General features: G+C 66.7%; 15 protein-coding genes and 1 pseudogene. 6 read left to right on the top strand and 10 right to left on the bottom strand.

Going from position 1 to position 20539, the window contains the following annotated elements; translation table 11 throughout:
- Window positions 1–63: 63 nt before the first annotated feature.
- Both ACYQ5L_RS27240 and ACYQ5L_RS27235 read right to left on the bottom strand, forming a co-directional pair.
- Window positions 64–1314 carry a hypothetical protein gene (locus ACYQ5L_RS27240; RefSeq protein WP_459961108.1) on the bottom strand — a complete coding sequence of 417 codons (1251 nt, stop codon included), beginning with the start codon at window positions 1312–1314 and terminating at the stop codon, window positions 64–66.
- On the bottom strand, window positions 1311–2504 hold the full coding sequence (locus ACYQ5L_RS27235) for a zinc ribbon domain-containing protein (protein ID WP_459961107.1): 1194 nt from the start codon (window positions 2502–2504) through the stop codon (window positions 1311–1313). Before ACYQ5L_RS27235 ends, ACYQ5L_RS27240 begins: the two co-directional genes overlap by 4 nt.
- 163 nt (window positions 2505–2667) lie before the next feature.
- On the opposite strand from ACYQ5L_RS27235, the gene ACYQ5L_RS27230 reads away from it, so the two are divergent.
- Window positions 2668–2889 (top strand): hypothetical protein, encoded by a 222-nt coding sequence (locus ACYQ5L_RS27230; protein ID WP_459963689.1) that lies wholly within the window; start codon window positions 2668–2670, stop codon window positions 2887–2889.
- Window positions 2874–3096 (top strand): annotated as a pseudogene (locus ACYQ5L_RS27225) (IS256 family transposase); the annotation flags it as partial. The gene ACYQ5L_RS27230 and the pseudogene ACYQ5L_RS27225, both read left to right, overlap by 16 nt.
- 50 nt (window positions 3097–3146) lie before the next feature.
- Here ACYQ5L_RS27225 and ACYQ5L_RS27220 read toward each other — a convergent pair.
- The 7 genes from ACYQ5L_RS27220 to ACYQ5L_RS27190 all read right to left on the bottom strand — a co-directional run bounded on the left by ACYQ5L_RS27220 (window position 3147) and on the right by ACYQ5L_RS27190 (window position 7590).
- Window positions 3147–3593, bottom strand: a complete 447-nt coding sequence (locus ACYQ5L_RS27220; RefSeq protein WP_459961106.1) for a type II toxin-antitoxin system VapC family toxin — start codon at window positions 3591–3593, stop codon at window positions 3147–3149.
- Window positions 3580–3813 carry an AbrB/MazE/SpoVT family DNA-binding domain-containing protein gene (locus tag ACYQ5L_RS27215; protein WP_459961105.1) on the bottom strand — a complete coding sequence of 78 codons (234 nt, stop codon included), beginning with the start codon at window positions 3811–3813 and terminating at the stop codon, window positions 3580–3582. Before ACYQ5L_RS27215 ends, ACYQ5L_RS27220 begins: the two co-directional genes overlap by 14 nt.
- Before the next feature lie 125 nt (window positions 3814–3938).
- On the bottom strand, window positions 3939–5204 hold the full coding sequence (locus tag ACYQ5L_RS27210) for a DNA sulfur modification protein DndB (protein ID WP_459961104.1): 1266 nt from the start codon (window positions 5202–5204) through the stop codon (window positions 3939–3941).
- Window positions 5205–5299: 95 nt separating this feature from the next.
- Window positions 5300–5935, bottom strand: coding sequence for a DUF4352 domain-containing protein (locus ACYQ5L_RS27205; RefSeq protein WP_459961103.1), 636 nt, complete (start codon window positions 5933–5935; stop codon window positions 5300–5302).
- 115 nt (window positions 5936–6050) lie between these two features.
- A complete protein-coding gene (locus tag ACYQ5L_RS27200; RefSeq protein ID WP_459961102.1) occupies window positions 6051–6368 on the bottom strand; it encodes a hypothetical protein in 318 nt (105 codons plus the stop codon).
- A 54-nt stretch (window positions 6369–6422) separates the two neighbouring features.
- Window positions 6423–6920, bottom strand: coding sequence for a hypothetical protein (locus ACYQ5L_RS27195; protein ID WP_459961101.1), 498 nt, complete (start codon window positions 6918–6920; stop codon window positions 6423–6425).
- Window positions 6921–6987: 67 nt separating this feature from the next.
- Entirely contained in the window at window positions 6988–7590 is a 603-nt protein-coding gene (locus ACYQ5L_RS27190; protein ID WP_459961100.1) for a hypothetical protein, read from the bottom strand.
- A gap of 158 nt (window positions 7591–7748) precedes the next feature.
- Between ACYQ5L_RS27190 and ACYQ5L_RS27185 the strand changes: the two genes are divergently transcribed.
- The 4 genes from ACYQ5L_RS27185 to ACYQ5L_RS27170 all read left to right on the top strand — a co-directional run bounded on the left by ACYQ5L_RS27185 (window position 7749) and on the right by ACYQ5L_RS27170 (window position 18210).
- Window positions 7749–9746 (top strand): N-6 DNA methylase, encoded by a 1998-nt coding sequence (locus ACYQ5L_RS27185; RefSeq protein ID WP_459961099.1) that lies wholly within the window; start codon window positions 7749–7751, stop codon window positions 9744–9746.
- Window positions 9747–9861: 115 nt separating this feature from the next.
- Window positions 9862–10995, top strand: coding sequence for a hypothetical protein (locus tag ACYQ5L_RS27180; RefSeq protein ID WP_459961098.1), 1134 nt, complete (start codon window positions 9862–9864; stop codon window positions 10993–10995).
- A 41-nt stretch (window positions 10996–11036) separates the two neighbouring features.
- Window positions 11037–12500: a serine/threonine-protein kinase gene (locus ACYQ5L_RS27175; RefSeq protein ID WP_459961097.1), complete on the top strand. Its 1464-nt coding sequence runs from the start codon at window positions 11037–11039 to the stop codon at window positions 12498–12500.
- 115 nt (window positions 12501–12615) lie between these two features.
- Window positions 12616–18210, top strand: a complete 5595-nt coding sequence (locus ACYQ5L_RS27170; protein WP_459961096.1) for an AAA domain-containing protein — start codon at window positions 12616–12618, stop codon at window positions 18208–18210.
- Window positions 18211–18238: 28 nt separating this feature from the next.
- On the opposite strand, the gene ACYQ5L_RS27165 is transcribed toward ACYQ5L_RS27170, so the two are convergent.
- Entirely contained in the window at window positions 18239–20437 is a 2199-nt protein-coding gene (locus ACYQ5L_RS27165; protein ID WP_459963560.1) for a DEAD/DEAH box helicase, read from the bottom strand.
- Window positions 20438–20539: the final 102 nt, after the last annotated feature.

Below are 20539 nucleotides of genomic sequence, written 5' to 3'. Positions count from 1 at the left end.
CGCCGAACACGTCAGGTGGAACCAGTGGATCAAGGCTCACTTCCGGGTGTGAGAGCCGGTGCGCTAGTTCGTCAATAGGTCCGCGATGGTGACTGCCTCTGGCAGGGTCCAAGTCGCGGCTTCGGCAGCGAGCAGCTGTTCCCACGACAGTGCTCCGGTTTGTGCGCGGGCTGCGGCATCGGAGTGGACTTTCAACGCGAGCATGCCGATCCGCATGAGAACCGGAATGTTGAGATGTCGAGCGGCAACTACGGTTTCACCAGCGATCGCTGCCGCGGCGGTCTTCGATAAGCTGATCGCTCCGGCTACCGAGTGCGCGGCGAGCAGCATCTCCGTGTGTTTGGCCCCCGCGGTGGTGGTCAGGCGTGCAGTGCCTGTGGAACGGTAGGCCCCGAGGTGTGAGTGGGTTCGCACGACGACGTCGGTCGCGACCATCCCCAGACCAGGTGTCAACACTCCGGAGCGAAGATTCAGCCCGCTGCCGGATTTCGTGCCGGCGTACGCGTCATGTGCGAACTTCCGCAAGTCGGAGTTCGGCATCTCATAGAGAAGTGTCCAGCCGGGCAGCGGAAGGTTCATCGGTGTGACAAAGTCGGCGGCCCAGTGCTTCAGCAACAGCGCGACTGCGAGATGCGGCTCGGGTGCTTGCGTGAACGGCAGACCGGAGCGGGTTGCCGTAACGTATTCGATCATCCGGTGCCCGTCTTCCCACCAGGTTCCTTCGAAGGTTCCGGTGCGGATTTGATTGAGGGCGGTGAAGAATCGCCCGATGTCGTGGCCGGCGGATCGGACGCGATGTGCCGGGCCGCCGAATTTCGGACCGGTGTAATCGATGGGCAGGCGGGCGGCCTCTTTCTCCCACCGGCGCAGCAGGTCGCTCTTCTTCAACAACGACAGTCCACTGAGGACCGCAGTGTCCATGTGGTTGTCGTACAGGTTGCCGAGTGCGCCGATGAGACCGGAGATGCCGACGACCACCAGGTCGCTTCGTTCCCACGTAGTCCGTTGGGCTGCCCGCCATTTATCGAGCTGTTCCAGTGCGATCGGGTCGAGGATGTCGGCTATTTCGGGATCGCCCCATCCCTCGACCGCGCGCCGATCCTGATGACGGGCTGTGAGTTCGGAATAGGTGAGGTCTGTCGGAGTGCTCGCGATGCGCTCTCGCACCGCGTGGTCGATCGGCTCGCCGGAAAGCGCTGAGGCGGCGATCATTTCAACGTCGTCGAGGTCACGCGTGAGCGCGTCCAAGTTGCCGATGTAGTCGTCATCGATCGGCGAGATCCGGTCGCTGGAGTTGCCGTCGGCGGTGCTCACGCGGCATCCTCGAGATCGTCTGCGAGTATGGAGACGCCTTGGGCAAGGCTCTCGACGGTCTTCTTCTCGCCCTCGAGGCCCTCGAGTTCGGCCAGCAAGGCCTGAAGTTCATCATTCTCAGGGCCGGTGACCCGCTCCTTGAGCCGGTCGGCGACGACCCGGAAGCGGGCGACGCGATCCTCGGCCGCCAGGCGTTGACCTCGCTCCGCGTCCACCTCCGCCTGCTTGGCCTCGAGCTGCGCACGAAGATCGTCGATTCGCTCGGCGAGGGCCGCAACGGTCTTGCCGAGGTTGGTGACTCGCTCGCGGAGGCTGACAATGACAGCCTTCGCGGCCTCTTCGTTGCCGTCGACATCGCGAAGGACAAGCTGGGTCACGACGTGGAGTCGGATGGCGTCGGCAGCGATGCGAGCTGCTGTGAGCCCGGCGGCCTTACCCGCAAGCGTGACTGCCCCGGCTCCTACCGCGCCGCTGACACCGGTGATGATGGCGGTGCCACCGGCCATCCCGAGACCACCGGCGGCAAGGGATCCGCCGCCGATCGCGGCCAGGCCCGCGGAAGTTGCCACCGCGCCCGAATAGCCGAGAACGAGCGCTCCGTACGCTCCCCCAATTGCTGGTGCGGCGAGACCGCCGGTCAAGACTCCGAGTCCGAGGCCGGCCCCGGCGAGCAGCGCGAACTTGCTCCAGTTACTGGCTTTCGACAGCTTCTTGATCGCGACCTTGTATGCGGTTTCCACAGCATGGAGGTCTTCGGGATGCAGTTGGTCCATCGATCCATGAGCTGCGATGAGAGCCTCTGTGCGTACCGCTTTCTGCCACTTGCCCTCCACCCAGGGCTCGAAGCCATACAAGTCGATGAGCAGAAGCAGAGCGCGAGACCTTCGCGCCACCACCGAGAAGATCTCTGGCCCAGCGGATTCGAGCGCCTCGAGATTCGGAGACTCGCCCTCCACCAAGATCTGACTGACAACCTCGGCGACAGCGGGCGACCAGTCTTCCTCGTTGCGCTGCGCGATGGCCGCAACCACCTTGTCGCGGAAGGCATTGCGGATTTCGCGCTTGGACGGAAGGTGCTTGCCCTTCGATGCGGCGATGTCGCGCTGCATCATCCGGTATTGCCACACCGTGAGGATGAAATCCTCATCGGGAGTGAGCTCGAGCTTTTTCTGTACCTGCACCGCGTCCATGCGCTCGACATTAACGACATGACCCGACACGAAGACAAAGATCCGACAAGTCCGACCGGACAATAGGGCACCGCGATCGCTCGGCCACCGTGCCCGTCGAGCAAGACCAGTCTGAATCCCGGCATATTCGGAGACTTCATCATCTGTCAGAGAGGATGGAGATGTGCCGTCGAGGAAGAAGTACCCGGCGATCGATGATCGGAACCTGTCGATGACCGGGAGCATGAACCCTCCCGGATCATCTGAGTATCAACAGGTTTCGATCGTCTCGGCGCGCCAACGCCGGGCGGGAGGGTGCGTCCATGTACAGGTGATCGACGGTGGCGCCGGCTCCAATCCGGACGGTGCGGTGGCCGGGGTGTCGCAGGCCGAGGTCGCGGTCTGAATCGACCGGTTCGCCGATCAGGTCGACGAGAACGGCCGTCGGTCGGTGGCGGTTCGCTCGGGTCAATATGGGCGTTGCGGGGATGTGTTACCCGAAACCCGGGAACAGAGATGCTCGTTCCACGAGTCGGCGAATGCGCCTGCCGCGCTGCCGAAATCGGTGCATCCCGGTGCGATCGCGGCGATGAGGGATCTCCGCTTCGCGGAGCCGCGTATCCAGGTCGGTGCGTGAGAGTTCGAACGGCCGAATCGGATGCCTCAACTGTTCGAATCCGGGCCGATCAGCGGCACCGTGGGAAAATAGGAGCGGTACCGGGTCGTGTCGCGGGTGAGGATGCGGTAGCCGCGTACGGCCGCGTGGGCTCCGATGTAGAAATCGGCGATGGGTGATCGCTTTGTGCCACCGCGGCGGCGATACCGGACGAAGGCCTGGCCGGCGAGGAAGCCGGCGTCCCACGGCAGCGGTTCACGCTGGAATTCCGTCGAGGGGAGGGCGTCGTCGAGGTCCTCGATGGTAGTGAAGTCTGCGGCGATCTCCGCGTAGATGACGGGGTTGATGATCAGTGGGCCCTCGTCAGCAGCCTGTGCCAGGGCGGACTCCGACCATTCGCACCACTTCGGGTCCTCGGTCAGCAGGTCGAAGAGGACGCAGGAGTCGACAAGCGTGACGGGTTGGGTGAGGAGGGTGAGTTCATTCTTCGCCACGCAGCAGCCTCATCAGATCGTCGGTACCCATGCCGCTTGCACCCCCTCGTCCGCGTAGTTTCCGAGCCAGTGCGCGGCCCCGGGTCTCGGCACCCTCGATCCGGACGATTCGCACGGTGTTGCCGTCTACCACGAACTCGACCTCGGTACCTTCATGCCACCCGAGCTGCTTCCGAATCTCATTGGGCACCGTGACTTGCCCCTTCGAGGTGATCCGCATGAGTCCTCCGTAAGATTCTTACGCGTAAGAGTAAGAATAGCGCCGATGGAGGGCGAGCGCCCGCCATTCCGGTGCTCCGCTGGTGGCGTCATCTCGCGGAACGGCGGGGACTCCGAGCATCGGCTCTACAGCCCACCGGGCGCCTTTCGGTACCACCCCGCGATCACACCCACCAGGTGCACGATGTTCTGCGTTCGCATGATCGGGGCCGCGGCGTCGGGTTCGAAGTCGGGGTTGGCGTCGCTGGTGCGCCAGAGGCTGGATTCTGTGACCGGGGCGGACATGTGGGGGTCGAGGCGTTTGAAGAATTCGGTGATGTCGCCGAGGTCGGCGGGGTTGTCGCCGGAGCGGAGTTCGCGGAAGACGCCGCCCAGGACGCGGAGCATGCCGACCGAGCCGAGCAGGGAGGTGCGGCGGAGTTTTTGGGACAGGGTGAGTTCGCCTGGGGTGCGGGGGGTTTCGGGGTCTTCCTCGGTGATGGCGGCGAGGTCGGTGAAGGCGGTGGAGAGGACGTCGAGGAAGTCCTTGACCTGTTCGATGACTTCGCCGTCGGTGAGGGTTTGTTCGGCGCGCTTGCTGATGCGACCGCCGGCACCGGCGATGACCGCGCGGGTGATGTCGGCTACGTGCTTGGCGCCCAGCAGGTTCGGGTTCTTGGCGGTCATGCGGTCCTGTTCGGCGTCGACACGGCCCTTGAGGAGGGGGTGATCGATGACGTCGGAGAGGGTGCGGTTGGCGACCTTGTAGTTGTCGAAGCGGGCGCGGACGGCGCTGCTGATGCCCTTGGCGTTGTCGGCGACGTCGACGAACATCTGCTGGGCCTTGATCGGGTCGGGTTCGACGTAGATGTCGACGCCGACGTATTCGCGCTTGAGGCGATTCATCTGCTCGACCAGTTTGTCCCGCTCGGCCTGCAGCTTCGCGGCCTTCTCCACGCTGACCTTGCGGGCCAGCTCGCGGTCGATGGCGGAGATGGCGTCGGTGATGCGCTGCTTCTCAATGGAGACGCCGAGGACGCGGTGCTGGCCGTCGATGGTGCGCAGGGTGGCGATGCCGCCGATGGCCCAGGGCACCGTCAGATAGCCGACCCGGCCGTCGTCATCGGCCTTCTCGAAGACGCAGCCGCCGCCGTCGCGGGCGAGCAGGGCGGGGGCCACCCAATCCTGTTTGGCGTCCAGGTATTCGCCGAAGTGTTTGGCGTGCAGGCGATCGACCTTGCGGTTGTCCTTGTCGACATTGTTCGGGTCGGGGACCGGCAGGATGGTGGGCAGGTCGAGCAGCGGGACGCGGGTCGAGTAGACGGACCGGCCGCCCTGGGTCGTCTTGAGGGCCAGATAGGTGCTGGAATCCTGTGGCTTGGAAAGGAATCGGGGATCGATCGCGATGGTCATCGTGGTCTCCTGATGGGTTGCGGGTGCGTTGGCTGGTGCGGGTGGATGGATCGGGTCAGGTCCGCGCCTGACCCGATCGGGCGAGCGCGGAGTGGTCAGCGCAGCGAGACCGTGACGCCGCCGGAGAACATGGAATCGTGCAGGACGATATGGTCGGGGGTGGAGTCGGCGGGCAGGTCGAAGACGATCTGGGCCGTTACCGTGTTGCCCGGGTTGATGTTCGCGTAGAGGCTGGTGTCGGCCTGGAGGTTGATGGCCGCCGCGGCGTCGTTGCCGAACTTGCGGTTCTGGGTGTCGTAGAGGTCCTGGTTGGCGGGGGAGAAGCCGTAGGGCTTGTCGGAGGTGTTGCGGATGGTGAGGGAGACGATGGTGTAGGCGCCCTGGGCGGTCTGCTGGAGGAACTCGTTGGTGCCCACGGTGCGGATGCCGGACTGGACCTCGGTGACGACGAATTCGAACTTGCCGTCGCGCACGGGGGTGTTCAGGCCGGGAGTCGGCTTGTCCTCGGCGGGTGCGGCGGCGGGGCTGCCGGTGGGCGAAGTGCCCCGGGACGCCTTGTCGTTCTTGCCGGTGAGGGCGCCGCCGATGCCGCACAGGACGACGATCGCGGCGAGCACGATCAAGATGATCTTGAGGGTGTTCGACTTCTTGGGCGGGGCGGGCACTGGATACTGCGGCGGGACGGGGCCCTGCTGGTAGGGCTGCTGGTGGTGGGGCTGCTGGTAGGACATTCGGCCTCCTGAGGCGTGGGTCGCGGCCTTCGGCGAGCTGCCGGAGGACCGATGACGGCGCTGAAAGGAATTGCCGGGTGCCGCCCGCCGGAGGCGGCACCCGGAGCGGGATCGGCTATCCGAGGGTCCAGCTGCAGCCGGTCACATCGATGACGTCACCCGCGTTGAGCCGGACATACGAAGCGCCCGTGTAGGACTCGATATCGAGCAGCTCCGAGGACTTGGCTCCCTTGTAGGGCAGCCACTCGATGAAGCAAGCGCCGTAGTCCTTCTCGCGGGGGCCGGGGGTGTAGTAGGTGCCGGGCGCGACGTCCTCGCCGACGACCTGCATGCCCTCGCGGAGCTTGGTGGCCGGGTCGGCGTGGGCGATGCCGGTCGCGGTGAGGGCGGTGAGGGCGGCGCTGATCAGAGCGGTGAAGAGCGTGCGGTGCATGGTTTTCGGTTCCTTATCGGTATTGCGGTTGAGTTGGTCGTGGCGGGTCAGGTCTCAGCGGTTGCCGGACACGATGTAGTGGATGAGCCAGATGGGCGCCCACAGCCCGCAGGTCAGCAGCGTGAGGATGAGGTGCACGGTGTGCGGGAAGGCGGGGCGGATGACGATCGGGCCGTGGCCGATACCCGCATTCACGTTCTGCTGCACCACATTCAGCATCGGAACGGGCGGCTGCTGCGGATAGTGCTGGGGCTGAGCCGGATAGGGCTGTGGCGAGTACGGGTAGGACGGAAAAGGCTGGGGCGGATGGGGGTCGGAGGGATGGGGCTGGTTCGGATACTGCTGACGGTGGGGCGGGTAGGGCACCGGCGGCGGCGCGGACTGCTCGGAAATCGGGCGGGGGTACACGTCGCGCGGGGCCGACTCGGATTCGGACGGTGCGGGATACGGAGTGGTGGCGGGATCGAAGGGCGTCGGAGCCTCGGACTCCGCGGGTGCGGGCGGCTGAGCGGGTTTCCGCAGATCGATCGGATGGTCGGGCGGATTGGTCATGACGGGTCCTGTGGGCGTGGGTGATCGCCGCGGCTCCTGGCGGGCCGCGGTGTCGGTGGGCTGGAGGTCAGATCCGGCGGAGGCGCCGGATCATGCGATGGAGTGCGCCGTGCACTCGGGCGCGGAGGGTGATGCGAATCGTGCTGCGCTGCCGACTGTTCGAGACCGATAGTGCTTCGGCCCGCGCTCGCGCCGCCTCGGCCCGCCTTATCGGTGCGGTTCGCAGGGCGACCGCCAGCGGTGTCGGTACCACCGAAGGGTCCGGCACGATCCAGCTGAGGTCGAAGGGTTCCCGCACGGCCGCGCTGCCCGCGACGGTCGAACCCGCATCGAGGCGTTCCCGCGCCCCGGCCGTGCCGGTCGCCCCCTTCGCGACCGTCACGCGGGCCTCGAACTTCTCCAGCGACCAGCTGGTCAGATGCCAGCCGTGGCACACCGGGCAGCGGTAGGACCGCTGTTCGCGCCGGACCGTGTTACCGCGGTCGATGACGGCCAGTACGAACTCAGCATCGCGCCGTGCGAAATACCGCCGCTTGCCGACGAAGCAACGGGTCGTGGGAATGCCCGCCGGGCGCTTCTTCAGATCGTCGCCGTGTCGCAGTGCGAGCCCGCCTCCGGCGCGGTGCAAGCGGCGGTGTCCACGGGGCTGCGAGCGGCGGTGCCTGATCATGTCTACCTCCTGGCATTGAGCAATCGTTTTCGAGCTGGTCGCTGCGGCGACGATGCAAAACATACGGTGTGCGTGAAAGCTATGTCAACGCGAATATGGAGATTGATTTTTGCTCACCCATGCAGCAGGGTGGGGGGAACGTAAACGAGAGGAGAGGCATGTCGAAGCCCATATCGAGGGTCAATGCCGCGGAGATCTCCAGGCTCGCCGGCGTCACGCGCGCGACGGTCAGCAATTGGCGGAGGCGGCACGCCGACTTCCCCAAACCGGCCACGGGCGGCACCGAGGCCCGGCCGGTATTCGACCTGCACGAGGTGCAGGATTGGCTGGCCGAGCACGGCGTCGAGGCAGCGGAAACGCCGATATCCGAGCTACGTGCGTTGGTGCGGTCGCACGCCACACCGGACACGGTGGCGCTGGTGCTGGCCGCGCTCCGGTACTCGACCGACGGCTGGGTCATGGATGGGCTCGGCGATGTGCATGCCGATCTCGCTGCGAGGATTCCGGATGCGATAGCGCGGGCAGCCGCCGAGCACGGCACCCGTGCCGCGCTTGACGTGCTCGCCGACCGTGCGCTCGCGGACACCACGGCCACCGGTGTGTACAGCACGCCGGCCGAGGTCGCGAAGGTTATGGCGGAGCTGTTGATCTCACCCGCGACGCCGGCGGTGCACAGTGCGCTCGACCCATCCTGCGGCAGCGGATCATTGCTGCTGGCGGCAGCCCGAGTGGGTGTGAGCGAGGTGTACGGTCAAGATCTCCTGCCGATCCAGGTCGAGCGCACCCGCCTGCTGCTCGAAGCCGAAGCCGGCCTGGCCCCCGTCGTCCGCAGTGGCGACAGCCTGGCCTCGGATGCCTTCCCTGATCTAGCGGTCGACGCTGTGCTCTGCAATCCGCCCTACGGGCAACGTGATTGGGGCTCGGGCGACCTGTCCATGGACACTCGCTGGGATTACGGCACACCGCCGCGCCTCGAATCGGAGCTGGCCTGGGTACAGCACGGGATCGCGCATCTGCGCCCGGGCGGTACTGCGGTCCTGCTGCTCCCGCCCGCCGTGGCGACCCGGCCGTCGGGCCGCAGGATCCGCGCCAACCTGGTTCGAAAAGGCGCTCTCCGGGCCGTGATCGGGTTGGCGCCCGGCACCGCGCAACCCTGGCATGTCGGACTCCAAATCTGGGTGCTGCGACGCCCGCAGCCGGGGATACCCGCGCCCGATTCGATGCTGTTCGTCGACACCACCGCGCTGTCGGCCGAGACGGACGGGTGGGACGCCGTCGCCGATGCGGTGTTGCGGGCGTGGCGGGCCTTCGACGGGCCTGTCCCCGAGGACGCCATCGTCTCCGGTGTGGCCGCCTCGGTCCGGTTGGTGGAAGTCCTCGACGACGATGTCGACCTCACTCCCGCCCGGTACGTCCGCTCCGCCCTGGATTCGGGCACGGTGTCGGACGAAGTCGGCGCGGCCGTCCACAGGCTCACCCGCGCCGCGACCGAGTTGCTCTCCGCGGCGGACGCATTGGGCGGATGGTCGGAGTCGCCAGGGGTCTCCTGGCGCTTCAGGACCATCGGGGAGATGCTGAATCACGAACAGTTGCAGTGGATTCGATCCGAGCCACCGAGCACGGACCAACAGCGGGCGGGTGATCCCCGGCGCGTTCTCACCGCGCCGGACATTGCGACGGGCAGTCCTGCCTCGGGAACTTTGGCCTCGTCGGCGCCCTCGGTGATCCGCGAGGTCGCCCTCGGCGATGTGCTCATCCCAGCGGTGCGCAGTGACCGGACCGGCGGCCGGAGCGCACGGGTCGCCGGTCCGGACGACGCGGGAGCCATTCTCGGCCCCCATGTGCACACGCTCCGCGTCGCGCACGAAAGCCTCGACCCCTGGTTCCTCGCGGGCTTCCTTACGGGCGCCGAGAATGTCTCGGCGACAAGAACATCCACCGTTCGATTCGATCCGAGCCGACTGCGGATTCCCGTGCTCGCCCTGGCCGAACAGCAACGTTACGGTCAATTGTTCCGCCTCCTGTTCAACGTGCGTACGGCCGCGCGGCGCGCCACCTATGCCGCCGAGCACACCGCGGAACTGGTGACGACCGGACTGACCGCCGGTGCGCTCGCGCCCGATGACGACTCGGCCGAAGCGAGCGAACACGAATGATCGAAGCCGTTACCGCACATGCTCGTTCGGGCGTCGCATTCGGCGCGGCGCTGCTACCGTTCCACTCGGCCGCCATTGCGGCGGGGGTTCGAACCATGGGGGGAGGCAACCGATCGTGACGACGAACGATCCCGCGCGGCACGAGCATCGCGCGCTGGCCGAACGCGAATTCGACGCTGTGGTCTACGATCCCGGCCATCTGGACGTCAATGGTGATCGCCGCTGGTCCACGGTGGACGGTGCGGGCGCGTGGATCGACAGCTGCCTGCGCCACGCCGAGCCCGGCAGTCTCGTCGCGGTCACCATGCCCGCGACCGCGGCCACGAGCCCGGACGCTCGCATGCTCCGAAGTACGTTGTTGCGCAATGGTGTGCTGCGCGCGATCATCTCCGGCATTGCCGACGCTCCGGACCTGTGGCTGTTGCGTCGGCCGTGCGATAGGCCGCCCACGCACGTGCTGCTGCTCGATGCCGCCGGTGAGACGCAGGGTGCTTTGCTGGTCTGGCGAGCCTTCGACGCGGATCCGGTCGACCGTGCCTCGGCGCCCTATGCCGTGCGTATCGTCGACCTCCTCGACGACAGAATCGATCTGAGCCCGCGCGGCAGCCTCGTCGACCGGATCCCCGACTATCCCGCGTTGCGCGCCGACATTCTCGGGCAACCGGCCTGGGCGCCACCCGAACTGCGACCGGATCCGGCCGCGCACGGAACGCTCACGCTGGAGGAGCTGGTCGACGCCGAAGCCATCGTTATTCACGAGGCGCCGATCATCGTCGGCTCACACGGCGCTGACCTGCCCATGTTGACCGCGAAGGATGTTCGTCTCGGCCGCCCGCCGTCGCGGTGGGGCAAGGACGGAGTTCCCGGCGCGGTAACCGTGCGCAGCGGCGATATCGCCGTGGTGAGCGGCACCGAGAAGGCGGTCCGGGTCTGCGACCAGGACGGCGTCCTGCTCGGATCGGGCATCCAGCTCGTCCGTGTCACCTCACCGGCGATCGATCCGCGTTTTCTGGCGGGTGTGCTGCGCGCCGCAGTCGACGCCGTCGACGGGAATCACCTCGACCTCTATCAGGTGGCGATTGCGCGCATACCACTCGCCGAACAGCGGCGCTATGCCGCCGCCTTCGAAGAACTGAGCGAGCTGGAGGCACACTGGCATCGGCAGCGCGCGAGCATCGAGCGCCTGGTGCGAGTCGGATTCGGCGGACTGGCGCAGGGGCGACTCCGTCCCGTCGGCGTCACCGAGTAGGTTTGCGTGTCGGTTTTTCTGGACTCACGGAGGTAGCGGCGGTGCAACCGCAGGTCGTCGACGGCCGGTACAAGCTGATCAAAGAAATCGGCTCCGGTGGCATGGGCCAGGTGTACGAGGGCTTCGACAGCCACCTCAAGCGCCGGGTCGCCGTGAAGTTCACCCACCCGAATCTCGACCAGGATCCGGACTGGAGCAAACGCTTCTTCCGGGAGGCCGAGCTCATGGCGCAGCTCAATCATCCCGGCATGCCGACGATCTTCGACGCCGGGACCGCGACGGTGCCGGGACGACCCGAACGGCCCTATCTGGTCATGGAATTCGTCGTTGGGATCACCCTCGACAAACTCCTCGACAATCGCGGTCCACTACCGATCGGGGTGGTGGCCGCCCTGGGCGCGCAGACGGCGGCCGTGCTGGCAGCTACGCACCGCAACCGCATCTACCACCGGGATCTGAAACCGTCCAACCTCATGGTGTGTGACGACGGGACGGTGAAGGTGCTCGACTTCGGTCTCGCCATAGCCCTGGACGCCGATATGACCCGATACACCAATACCGGCCACACGCTCGGTACGCCCGCGTTCATGGCGCCCGAGCAGGTCGAGGGCAAGACGATCGTCCCGCAAACCGACCTCTACGCCCTGGGGCTGGTGCTGCACGAGCTGCTCACCGGCGACCGGGTGATGACGGGTACATCGCCTTATGTGGTGTGGCAGAACCAGGTTCATCTTCCGCCGCCCGATATCCGGCACGAGCGCCGCGATGTCCCCGTGGAGATGGCTCGTTTGATCATGAGCATGCTCGCCAAGTCTCCGGACCAGCGTCCGGAGGATGCCGCGACCGTGCATACGGTGCTGCTCCGGTACGCGACCGGTCTGGACTCGCTGCCCGAAGTGAACGACACGCACAGCCCCGCGCGCATGTACTCCCTTGCGGTCGGTGTGACTCCGGGAGCGCGGACCGCCCCGACCGTGGTGGCTCCAACGCGGGTGATCCCCGGGCCGGTCGGCAGCCCGAGCGGGAATTCCGGTGGGGAGCAAGTAGTTCCGAATCACGAGCCCACCGATTTCAGTCGCGGCGATATCGACCGGGCAATTCGCCGCGCGCGCGATCTCGCCGACGATTCCCGCTACAGCCCGGCCATTCACGAATTGAAGACGGTCGTGGACAAGGCCGTGCCGCTGCTGGGTTCACGCGATGCCGATGTGGTCGAGGCCCGCCTGAAACTCGCGGATTTGCGATTCGAGAGCGCCGATTACGCCGGGGCCGCCGACCTGTATCGCACCCTCATCGACGATCTCACCGCCGAGCGTGGTCCGTATGACGACGACGTCATGTACTGCCAGCGGCAACTCGCCACCTGCCATGTGCACATCGGCGATACCCGGGCTGCGTTGACCCGGCTCAAGCGCCTGCACAGCCAGATGGCGGTCCGCTACGGCGAACAGGACAAACGGGTAATCGACCTGGCAGCGCAGATCACACACATCAAGGCAACGTGACAAATTTCGGATGAACAGGGCAAAACCGCAGGTGAGCGGCTTTGCCGAGTAGCACATGCAGGAGCCGGACCGATAGCCTGCCGTGGCTGTCGTGCCGAGAAGTATGGAGGATTGCGTGCCGAGCACGGGTGGGGATCGGACGCCCATGGCGAGTGAGCTCGCGGATCGCGGCGCCCGCCTGTTCGAATATCTGGCGAAGGTGCAAGCCCTTCGAACATCCCGGATCCAGGACATCGCCGCTTACAAGAGCGAGGGCGAAGTCCTGTGGATCGCCGAATTGCCGGAGCACGCGGCCGTCGAATACCGGCGGGCCGATCCCGGCAGCCCATTCCTCATGGTGCAGAAGGTCAGCGTGCCCGCCGCACCGGAGCCCGGGCCGAATCTCCGGCCCTGGCTCGACAAGGGCTGGAATGAACCAGATGACGAGCCCACCCTACGGGCCATCCGTACCGATGCCGCGGGACAGCACATCCGCCTCGCCGACCACGCCGAGGTATCGGCGGCCTTCGACGAATGGCTGCCGGCGTGGCGGGAGTGGGCGACCGACGCGCGACCCAAAGCCGCTGTGCACCGGCTGTATCAGACGATGTACGAGATGTACACGCGCTACGAGGGCGCGACGGAGACGCTCGAACTCGTTTTCGCACTGGGCTTCCTGAGCTGGAAAGCGGCGAGCATCGGAACCGTGAAGCGGCATGTCCTGACCATGCCCGTCGACATCCGCTTCGACTCCGGCTACGGCGCCATCTCGGTATCGATCGATCCGGCCGCGACGGGATACAGCGCCGAGCTGCAGGAGATCATCGATCCGACGCATATGGCCGCCGCCGGCGAGCTGATGAAGGCCGAAAGCGAGGCCCGCTCCGGCGATATCGAACCCTTCGACCGCGAGAACGTCGGCGCGCTGGTGCGTATGTTCGTCAACTGCATCAATCCCGACGCGGAGTACGCCGACGAGATGCGGCCGGGTAGCCCGACGGCACATCCCACCGCCGCCTACGCGCCCGCGATCATCCTGCGCAAACGCGGTAACCGCGGGATGGTGACGGCGCTGCGCACGATTGCCGACACCATCCGCGATACCGGTGAACTGCCCGGCGGTATCCGCAATCTGATCGATCCGGACCATGAACCGGTTCCGATTGCGCGGGACAGCGCGGGCGCGATCGTGGCGGACGGCGACGATCAGTTTCTGCCCTTGCCGCTCAACGAGGTTCAGCTGCGAATCATCGATCATGTCGACCGCCGCGCGCACACCCTCGTTCAGGGTCCGCCCGGCACCGGCAAGACCCATACGGCCGCCGCGCTCATCACCCATCTGCTCGCCCAGGGCAAACGGGTACTCATCACTGCCCACACCGATCGTGCGCTGCACGAGGTCCGCAACAAGCTGCCCGAGGAGATCAAAGATCTGTGTGTCGCGGTCGTCGGCGACTCGCGGCGGGAACTCGAGGATCTGAAAGCATCGGTCAACCGGATCTCACACGAGGCCGCCGAATTCGACCCAGCGCACAATCAGCGGATCATCGCGGCGGCCGAGCATGCCGTCGAGAAGTTGCGCGGCGAGCGCGCCGGGCTGCAGGCGGAGCTGCTGCGTCTGCGCGAACACGATGTCGTCACGCACACCGTGGCGGGCCGCTCCGGAACGATTGCCGAGATCGCGACCGGTTGGCGCGCAGAACGCTTCGAGTACGGGTGGATCGCCGACCTGGTAGCCCCCGCCCCTGATGAGCAGAGCCCGGTGTCGGGCGCGTTGCTCGAGGAATGGCGGACGCTGCTGCTCGACGAGACCCTCGCCGACCCGGAAACCGCTGCCCCCGACCTTGTTTCGGCATCCGAGGTGCCCGATGCCGAGTTGTTTACCCGACTGTGCGACGAGGAGCTCGCGGCCGCGCGGCATCGGGCGAGCTTCGCGCGCTACGACGGCGATCCCGCCGTCGCCCGCATACCGGAGCTGCTGCTCGCCGACCGGAATCAGATCCAGGGAATGCTCGGTGACATCGCCGGCCTTGCCCGCGATCTGCGACGCCGATCCGAGTCATGGGTCCCGGCCGCCCTCGGCGATGTGCACGCCGGGCACGCGCTGGAATGGCAGACCCGCGCAGCCGTTCTCGGTGATCTGCTCCAGCGCGCGGATGAGACGATCGAGGCGCTCGGCTATGTCGATGTCCGGGTCGCCGTGGAGGATTCCGGATCATTGGTATCGCTGGCCGAGAAGCTCCTGGCGCACATCGATGCGCACGGTCCGATCAAGATCCAGGCCGACGGCAGTCCGAAGGTCGGGATCATGAGCCCGCGCGTTGTCAAGGATGCCGGACCGCTGTTCGAGCACGTCCGAGTCGACGGCCGCATCCCCACCGGCGCCGAGCAGCTGACCCAGCTCCTGAACGCGGATCGCGGCAACCGCATCCTCCATCAGCTCGATGCCTCCTGGCCGGCAGAGCTTTTCGGCGTCACGAGCGGGACCCCGCGGGAACGCCGGGATCGCCATCGGGTCGCCCATGAACTCCTGCTGCAGATCCTCGATTACGGCTCCCGACTGGACTACGGCACCACTCGACTGCGGGAAGCCGGTCTGCCCGTTCCTGATTGGGGTGATGTCATCGCGGTGCGGGCGGTGCTCGAAGCCTTCGACGCCGTCGCCGCCGAGGAAGCTCGGCGACGGGCCGCCACGCCACTCGACGAACTCGCCGCGAGACTCGACGACCTCGGCCGCGACCCGCGCGCCACCGCCAATCTGCACCGGCTCGGCCAGGCGGTGCGGGAGCGCGACAGCATGGCCTACGCGGACGCTCGACAGCGGCTCGGCGAACTGCATGCACTGCGGCGCGCGCACGCGCGGCGCGTCGAGCTCACCGCCCTCATGGCCGCGGTGCCGCACCTGCGCGATGCCATTGTCGAGCGTCCCGCCGACCCGGAATGGGCGCCACGGTTGCGGGCATTCGAGCCGGCGTGGGCCTGGGCGGCCGTCGGCGGGTGGCTGTCGGTGCACAATGCCGGCGGCGTCAACGAGTTGTGCCGGCGTCTCGATGCCGTCGAAGACCGACTGCGCGAGCAGGCCACGGTTCTCGCGGACCGGCGTGCCTGGGAACGCGCGGTCGGCCGGCTCACCAATCGCGCCCAGGCCGATCTGCGGCAGTACGCGCAGTTGGTCAAGAGCCTCGGCAAGGGCACCGGTCAGTACGCAGAACGCAAACGCGCCGATATCCAGCGGGCGCTAGGCAACTGCCGATCCGCCGTGCCCGTGTGGATCATGCCGATCTACCGCGTCGTCGAACAGTTCGCCATCACGGCCGACATGTTCGACGTCGTGGTGGTCGACGAAGCCTCGCAGGCCGGGGTGGAGGCCGTGTTCCTGCAGTATCTCGCGCCGAGCATCGTGGTGATCGGCGACGACAAACAGGTCTCGCCCGCCGCGGTCGGCGTGGACGAATCCGAATTGGAGCGGCTGGCCGGGCAGTATCTGTACGACGACCGGTATCGGGACTCCTGGAAGAACCCCAAGCGCAGCCTGTTCGACGACGCCGTCATGCGATATCCGGCGCGGCTCACCCTCGTCGAGCACCGGCGCTGCGTCCCGGAGATCATCGGATTCTCCAACAAGATCGCTTACGAGCCGGAGGGGGTGCGGCTCATACCGGTGCGTCGCTACGGCAGCGATCGGCTTCCACCGATTCGAACGGTGCACGTCGCCGACGGCTACGAATCGTCGAGCAAGGTCAACCCGGTGGAAGCCGACCGCATAGTCGACCGGATCGAACAGTGCCTGGCCGATCCCCGATACGACGGGAAGACCTTCGGAGTCATCTCGCTGCTCGGCACGGCTCAGGCGAAATACATTCGGCAACAGCTCATGATCCGGATTCCCCCGGAGGAGCTGGACGGTCGCCAGCTGCACTGTGGTGACGCCGCCGACTTCCAGGGCGCCGAACGCGATATCGTCTTCCTGTCGCTGGTGGCGGCTCCCGGTCCGGATCGTCGGCTGTCCGCGCAGACGGCCGACGGTGTCGTCCAGCGCTACAACGTCGCCGTATCGCGTGCGCGCGATCAGCTGTGGCTGTTCCACTCGGTCACCGCCGACCAGCTCACCAACGCCGAGGACTTACGTTTCCGGCTGCTCGACTACTGCCTCGGTGTCGAGCAGGCCACCGTCGATGACGAACTGCCCCGGCAGTTCCCCGACGACCGCCTGGTCGAACCCTTCGAATCGCTGTTCGAGCAGCGGATTTTCAACCGGATAGCGGATCGTGGCTACCGGATCAGCCCGCACCACACCGAAACCGGGTATGACATCGACATGGTCGTGACCGGCAGCGGGGGACAGGTCGCGATCCAATGCGATGGCGACCGATGGGAAGGCCCGGACCACTACCGTGGCGATCTCGCCCGTCAGCGCGACCTGGAACGCTGCGGCTGGCCGATCCATCGCATCCGTGCCGCCGAATTCATCGCCGATCCGGACCGGTGCCTGGCCGAACTCTGGGAACTGCTGGAGCACAACGGGATCTACACCCGCGCCGAGGAGGAGAACCGCCGGTTGGCGCAGCTGTTCGCGACCCGCGACGAGCCCGTCCCGGTTCGGCCGGACAGCCCGGAGCTGCGCCACCGTGTCGAACAGGTGCTGGTCGATGAGGATCAGGACCCGGCAGACATCGGCGAGGTGCGTCTGAGTGCACGCGCCGAGCTCGGCGAGGAGGTCGCCCGGCCGACTGCGTCGGAGGCGCAGACCGAGCTGCTGGACGGTGAAATCGGCAGCGGGCGTGATGAATTAGAGCTGATGGGTGATGCCGCCGTATTGCCGGAAGCGGCCGGTTCGGGCGCACACACGCCGGTCGATGTCGTCGTCGACGATACTGCGACCGAGCGACACGAGACGCCGCGTGTGCCGGAAACTCTGGAGCGAGAAGCACGGAGCGGCGGGGAAGACCGTGAACCGGCGTCGACGGTGGCCGAGGTGGTCGTCGATCCGGCGATGACGGACGCCGAGCCCCCCGCCTCGGTGATCGAGCCCTTTGTCGTGCGATCCGCTACCGACGATCGCGCGCCCGCGTCGAATGGTCACGGCGAAATCGCAGTGCATGAGGATGACCCGTGGCGGAACGGGCATGCCGCACCGCGAGCCGCTGCTGGCGCAGGCGTCGACGCCAGTGGCGCAGCCGCGGCGACGGCCAGCCCCGCGGTGACGACTACCCGCACCATCGAGGCGTACTCGGCCTTCAGCGGATCCCTCGAAAGCCCGACGACGGCAGGACATTCCACCATCGTGGCGGATTTCGTTCGAATCGTGGCGGCCGAGGGGCCGGTGACAGCCGCGCGGCTGCGCGCCGCCTACGTCACCGCGGCGCGCACCCGGGAACGCGACAATGTGCGCAGGAAGCTCGATATCGCGTTGCAAGCCGCCGTCGCCACCGGAAAGCTGCTCGTCAGCGATGATCTGGATGCCGGGGATCCGGCGCTGTTCACCTACCGCATGCCCGAGCAGCCCGCCACGTCGTGGCGAGACCTGGGACCGCGCAAGATCGAGCAGATGCCGCCCCGGGAGCTAGCCGAGATGATGGCGCATCATGCCGAAGCGCTCGGTTGGGACGATCGGGCGGCTCTTTTCCGGGCGGTGATCAATGCCGTCGGCCAGACTCGGCTGACCGAGAACACCATTGCGATGCTCGCGCTGGTGTTGCCGCTTGCCAGGCAGGTCAGCGTCGCGAACTGAAAACTGCTGTAGTCACCGGATCCGGTGACTACAGCAGATCCACCGGATCCACTCCGCGCATGGTCGCGACGAGCACGAGCAACTCCGTGCGGTTCGGGCCGATCAGGCCCAATCTGCGGGTCAGCTCGGCGAACTGGCCGATCGGATCGGGTGACTCGGTGGCGTAGTCGACCACGACGCGCAGCGCCGCTCGTTCTTCCAAGTCATCGCGACCGCGGGAACGCGCCAGCGACAGTAGCCGAGACGCTTCCCACTCCGGGTCCAGCCACGGGCGGGCTGTCTTGGCCTGCGCCCACAATGCGGACGCGTCAGCGAGACCGAGTTTCGTTCCGAGCTGGGCCAAGTTCGTCGTGGGTTCGGTGACGGCGGGCTCGAGGGCTTGCGCAGCGGGTGTCGAACCGACCACAGGTGGCGCATCGTCCGCGTTCGTGGTGGTCGCGACCGGTGTGGGAAGGAGGTCACTCAGCGGCGTATCGGATTCCGGCCCACTGATTTCGGCGCTATGAGGAACGCTCGGATCGGCTTGGTCGGCTGCTTCGCTGCTGGGCGGATCCGTGATCGGCTGCTGCGCAGGCGCGTTATCGTCCTGGGGTGAGGGGTGGCTGGGAGGCACTATCACGCGCGTGGGTATGCGCGCCATCATCTCCAGTGGCGTCGGTAAGCCCGCACGGGAATCCGGCTGTGGCACAACAGTTGCCGGACGGTTCGGTGCGGCTGGCATAGGACTCGTAGGGGGCGATGTCAACCACGAGCGCAGGAGCGGGCCCAGCTCTGCCGCATCGACTGTTCGCCGCTCATCGGCGATGAATTCGAGGTCCTCCAGGAACGCCTCATGTGCGCCGAGCGCGGGATCCTCCGGGGTTCCGTAGACGTACGCAATCACGAAAATCGCCGTCCTGCCATCGGATTTGGGACGCACCACCCGGCCCATCCGCTGAATCATCTGTCGCCGCGTGCGGCTGGCTGCGAGCACAACGCCGACCTGGGCATCAGGAACATCGATCCCCTCGTCCAGCACCCGTGGGGCGGCGAGCGCGCGCAGAGCGCCGCTTCTGAACTCGTCGAGCACCTCGGCGCGTTCTCCGGACTTCAAGGTCGAGCCGACGTAGCCGCAAGCCAGGCCCGACTCCAGCAGGGTCGCGCTCACTGTCTCGGCGGTGCCCGTCCGTTCGGTGAAGACAATCGACTGTGTCGCGGCCAAGTCGGCGATCGGAAGCGATCGCACCAATTCCAGTTTCCCGGCGCAGTCGGCCAGTACTTCGCGGCGCTCGGCGAAGTACTTCAGAAAACGCTGGGCGTGACGTGAGCCGTCGCCGCCGTCGTCCTTGGCGAGCAGCTGGGTGTACTTCATGAATTCGCCGAACGGTTCTTCCGGCGCGCCATACCATTCCACCAGTAGGTTTCGGGCTTTCCGGGCCACTTCGTCGGCGCGGTCGTAGCGCGCTCGTTCGCGCGCGGTGAAGTGCACGCCGACCAGGGCGACCTTGACCGGGGCCAGGATGGCGTCGGATTGGGCGCGGGCGTAGTCGCATCCGGGCACCAGTGTGCCGAAGTACGGCAGCAGGATCTCCTCCACCGCATTGTCGGAGCGCTCCAAGGTCGCGGTGAGCCCGAGCCGCCACTCATATTGAGCCAGCAGCGCTTGGGCGAAGGTTCCCGCACCGTAGCGATGGACCTCGTCGGCCACCAGCAGTGCACCCGCAGGCGTGGGAATCGGGGTGCGCGAGGCGGTTTGGACGGTCGCGACGAGGACGTCCCAGTGGGCGGGCGGCCGGGCGGGGCCATTGCCGCCGAGCCGGTCGATGCGGTGGGACGGCAATGCGCTGCGCAGGCGCTCGAACCATTGATTCTGCAGGTCGATGCCCGGCACCAGGACAACCGCGGGGCGGCCCTCGTCCAGAGCCATGGCGATTGCCCGAGCCCCGACCGTGGTCTTACCGGATCCGGTCACCGCCTCGACCAGACCACGACGCCCATGATCCATCCAGGCATACAGCGCCTCGGACTGCCAGGCGCGCAGCGACGGTCCGGCATAACAGGTCTTCGGGTCCGCTGGCGCGCTCGGTATCTGATCGTCATGCCGATCCTCGCCGGTGTCGTCCGCCGCCGCACGCCAGGATTCGACCTGTGCTTCCGCCTCGACTCGCACGGCCCAGATCGGCGGCTGTTCGGGCCCGCAGATTTCGAACAGATCCGGCTCGCTCTGCAGGAGTCGTAGCACCACCATTGCCGTCGCATCCGGGACGCCCAGCCGCGGGCTGATCTGCTGGGCGGATTGAAACGGAGTTTCGGCCAAGATCACGGCAATACGCCGAATCAATATGGCCTT

This window comes from Nocardia sp. IFM 10818 (assembly GCF_054655275.1).
Note: the sequence above shows the minus strand (reverse complement) of the source record. Positions and strands in the feature narration are given on the sequence as shown.

Coding starts and splice junctions, on each gene's coding strand:
- ACYQ5L_RS27215 (WP_459961105.1), bottom strand. CDS start 3,813: ATGCGGATCACCTCGAAGGGGCAAGTCACGGTGCCCAATGAGATTCGG.
- ACYQ5L_RS27205 (WP_459961103.1), bottom strand. CDS start 5,935: ATGTCCTACCAGCAGCCCCACCACCAGCAGCCCTACCAGCAGGGCCCC.
- ACYQ5L_RS27210 (WP_459961104.1), bottom strand. CDS start 5,204: ATGACCATCGCGATCGATCCCCGATTCCTTTCCAAGCCACAGGATTCC.
- ACYQ5L_RS27165 (WP_459963560.1), bottom strand. CDS start 20,437: ATGGTGGTGCTACGACTCCTGCAGAGCGAGCCGGATCTGTTCGAAATC.
- ACYQ5L_RS27200 (WP_459961102.1), bottom strand. CDS start 6,368: ATGCACCGCACGCTCTTCACCGCTCTGATCAGCGCCGCCCTCACCGCC.
- ACYQ5L_RS27235 (WP_459961107.1), bottom strand. CDS start 2,504: ATGGACGCGGTGCAGGTACAGAAAAAGCTCGAGCTCACTCCCGATGAG.
- ACYQ5L_RS27190 (WP_459961100.1), bottom strand. CDS start 7,590: ATGATCAGGCACCGCCGCTCGCAGCCCCGTGGACACCGCCGCTTGCAC.
- ACYQ5L_RS27195 (WP_459961101.1), bottom strand. CDS start 6,920: ATGACCAATCCGCCCGACCATCCGATCGATCTGCGGAAACCCGCTCAG.
- ACYQ5L_RS27185 (WP_459961099.1), top strand. CDS start 7,749: ATGTCGAAGCCCATATCGAGGGTCAATGCCGCGGAGATCTCCAGGCTC.